Origin of the sequence: Dysgonomonas sp. Shenzhen-Wh21, assembly GCF_043392705.1 — a bacterium.
In the GTDB taxonomy this organism is placed as follows: domain Bacteria; phylum Bacteroidota; class Bacteroidia; order Bacteroidales; family Dysgonomonadaceae; genus Dysgonomonas.
On record NZ_JAIXHZ010000024.1, the window covers coordinates 1 to 2,751 of the forward strand.

Here is a 2,751-nt window from a genome sequence, read left to right on the forward strand (position 1 = left end):
TATCCATGATCGGAAGAGTGTTCTTTGGTGAGATAATTTTACTTACCGACTGTAGCCGGCTTAATAATTCTGATTTTGAAAATGTAATTGTTGTCATAGTGCCTTTTGATTTTGAAGGCTACCAGACAAAGTGTTGCAGAGGTTTTTTAAAAGAAAGTATGAGGTAGGTATATAAACACAAAAAAGCCAAATCTCATACTTTCGTATAAAATTCGACTCAAATCTTCGATGCAAATATATTCAATAAATTTTCACATACGCAAATTATTTGAAATATTTTTTTGGGTGGAACAATTCCTATTTAGTAAAATTCGTCCTACAAATCATCCCACAAATATAAAATAGGCTTGCAACCAATTGATTACAAGCCTATTAAATTTTAATCTGTGGAGCATATCGGATGCTAAATTCTGCACATAAAAGACTTCATACCTGACAGTTAGAAAGTGTCTGTTTTGGCTGCGAAGAATAATTTTTTTATAAGTGTCTGCTATTTTTTTCTTTTATACTTAGGTGAATCTTCTGCAGCTTGTAGTCCGGTTGAATTAATATTATACTTTTTTACTGAATCATATTCGGCTCTTAATCGTCCAATCTCTCTATTTAACTCTTTATTTTCTTCTTCTACCTTTTCAAGCCTCTCATTTAGGAATTTTACCAAGGCCTCACTTGCCGGGTCGCCTTTTTCAATCATTTCTCCAATACCGGTGAAAAGCCATCTCGTGTTTAAATCCTTATTTTCAGCAATAAATCGTTCCAAAAATTCACATCCTGGCTTTGTCCGCCCATTCCAAATACCTGATATAGTCTGTTTTGAAGCATAATCGGCATGAAACAGATCAATCTGCCTTTTACCCTTACTTTCCCAGTAATTTACAATCCTCTGATTAATAGTTTCTTGCATATTATTAACATATTTTAATCCTAAATTTGTTTACTAAAGGATTATTTTTGTTTACTTAGTAGTCTAAATATAATATTAAATTTTAGACTATGAACAACGAGAAGCAAAATTTAACAATCAAACAACGTTACCAAAATCTTAATGATAAGAGAAAAAGGGAGGTGAGAAATCTATTCCTTGCAAAGTTTGAATATCAGTATTCGAGCTTTTATCCGAAGCTAAATGCGGACAACTTTAAGACCGTGGAACGTGAATACTTAGAGGGAATTTTATAGCGACAAATACAGATATATTAACTAAAAAATTTAACTACATGGATTTCAAAATCAAACCAAACAGTCACGTAGTAGTTGGAGTAACCAATCGTAACAACGAGATTCGGTATACAAAAATTCCAGAAGAGAATTTAAAGTTTTGGACACCGAAGCCTATAACAAGAATGTTTACATCTTTAAAGGCACCCATCCCTATTGATCCCGAGGAAGAAACATATTACAAGGCATTCAGAGAAGCAACACGTCTTCAGATAAAATGCAAATTTGTAATAACCGTTCAGATGTTAGATTTACTCGAGAGTAGCCGTATATTATCTGTCGAGCACATGACAAATGAAAATGAAAATCTCATCATTATCATCCCCCATCCTCTCTTTACTTATGATAAGCTTAATGATATATTATTCGACATGACTAATAAGTTTGAGTTATGAAAACACAGTGGAATAATTTTTCGAAAGGCTTTGAAAAATTCAATAAGTTATATGCTGAGCTGGTAGCCGGAATCACAGACAAAAAGTCTTTGAATGCCATCAAAATATCAACGAAAGAATGGAACAAACTCATTATGCTACACAATGAGTTTGACAAACTGGTGGAACCGGTTAGCCCTATCGATATCAAATCGCCTTTCAAAAGTGCCGAATTTGCTGAAACATGGAAGCTATACAAAGAATATCTTGAGGAAACGCATAAGCAGTATATCCCTTCGCGCCGTGAACTAATGATGTTGCGCCGACTTCATAAACTATCTGACAAGGACGAAAAGCGCGCGATCGATTTTCTTGAATATTATATCTGTCATGGGAGCAAGGGTATATATAAACCAACAGAAAAGCAGCTGACAGGCGAAGAGCCCGGGAAAGTAGAAGATGTAGACCAAAGCCAGTTTGATGTAAACGCTAAACGTATAGATATATGATTTGGATATTGATATTATAGAGTAATATTTAATGATGAGAAGGAGTTAACTAAATTATAAGGAATAAATAATTATGGCAAAAATATATGTAGCAAGCAGTTGGAGAAATAAATATCAACCAGAGGTTGTTAGATTTTTAAGAGAGAACAGTCATGAAGTATATGACTTTAGAAACCCACATGGGAATACAGGTTTCTCATGGAGTGAGATAGACCCTAATTGGAAAGACTGGGGTATGGATGAGTATAAAGAAGCAATAAAACATCCGATTGCGGAAGCTGGATTTAATTCAGATTTTAATGCAATGAAATGGGCTGATACATGTGTACTTGTTTTACCTTGTGGGCGATCAGCTCATACAGAAGCGGGTTGGATGAAGGGAGCAGGTAAAAAGGTATTGGTTTACCAGATTTGGGCAGAAGAACCTGAATTAATGTATAAGATATATGATGATATTATAACTACCGGAAAAGAATTATTAGCTAGTTTAGATTAGAATTAATAGCACCCACGATATATTTGTCCCCATCCCCCTTAGTCCTTAGATATTAAACATTCCTGACAATGTTTTTATAGGGCTCAGGGGGATTTCCATTTTCATATATATACATATAATAATATAATAAAAAATATAGATTTTATTTATATAT

4 protein-coding genes are annotated in these 2,751 nt (G+C 33.8%); 3 read left to right on the forward strand and 1 reads right to left on the reverse strand.

From position 1 onward, the window contains the following. Positions 1 to 490 precede the first annotated feature (490 nt). Positions 491 to 904: a hypothetical protein gene (locus LDB17_RS01020; RefSeq protein ID WP_252636388.1), complete on the reverse strand. Its 414-nt coding sequence runs from the start codon at positions 902 to 904 to the stop codon at positions 491 to 493. 313 nt (positions 905 to 1,217) lie between these two features. On the opposite strand from LDB17_RS01020, the gene LDB17_RS01025 reads away from it, so the two are divergent. From LDB17_RS01025 to LDB17_RS01035, 3 genes are all read left to right on the forward strand, one after another. Beyond that, positions 1,218 to 1,613, forward strand: coding sequence for a hypothetical protein (locus LDB17_RS01025; RefSeq protein ID WP_252636389.1), 396 nt, complete (start codon positions 1,218 to 1,220; stop codon positions 1,611 to 1,613). Continuing rightward, positions 1,610 to 2,101, forward strand: a complete 492-nt coding sequence (locus LDB17_RS01030) for a hypothetical protein (RefSeq protein WP_252636390.1) — start codon at positions 1,610 to 1,612, stop codon at positions 2,099 to 2,101. The genes LDB17_RS01025 and LDB17_RS01030 overlap by 4 nt, the downstream gene beginning before the upstream one ends. A 73-nt stretch (positions 2,102 to 2,174) precedes the next feature. Beyond that, on the forward strand, positions 2,175 to 2,597 hold the full coding sequence (locus tag LDB17_RS01035; RefSeq protein ID WP_252636391.1) for a hypothetical protein: 423 nt from the start codon (positions 2,175 to 2,177) through the stop codon (positions 2,595 to 2,597). The last annotated feature ends 154 nt before the right edge of the window (positions 2,598 to 2,751 follow it).

Bases quoted from the DNA above. Each gene is read 5' to 3' on its own strand.
- LDB17_RS01030 (WP_252636390.1), top strand. From the start codon at position 1,610: ATGAAAACACAGTGGAATAATTTTTCGAAAGGCTTTGAAAAATTCAAT.
- LDB17_RS01035 (WP_252636391.1), top strand. From the start codon at position 2,175: ATGGCAAAAATATATGTAGCAAGCAGTTGGAGAAATAAATATCAACCA.
- LDB17_RS01025 (WP_252636389.1), top strand. From the start codon at position 1,218: ATGGATTTCAAAATCAAACCAAACAGTCACGTAGTAGTTGGAGTAACC.
- LDB17_RS01020 (WP_252636388.1), bottom strand. From the start codon at position 904: ATGCAAGAAACTATTAATCAGAGGATTGTAAATTACTGGGAAAGTAAG.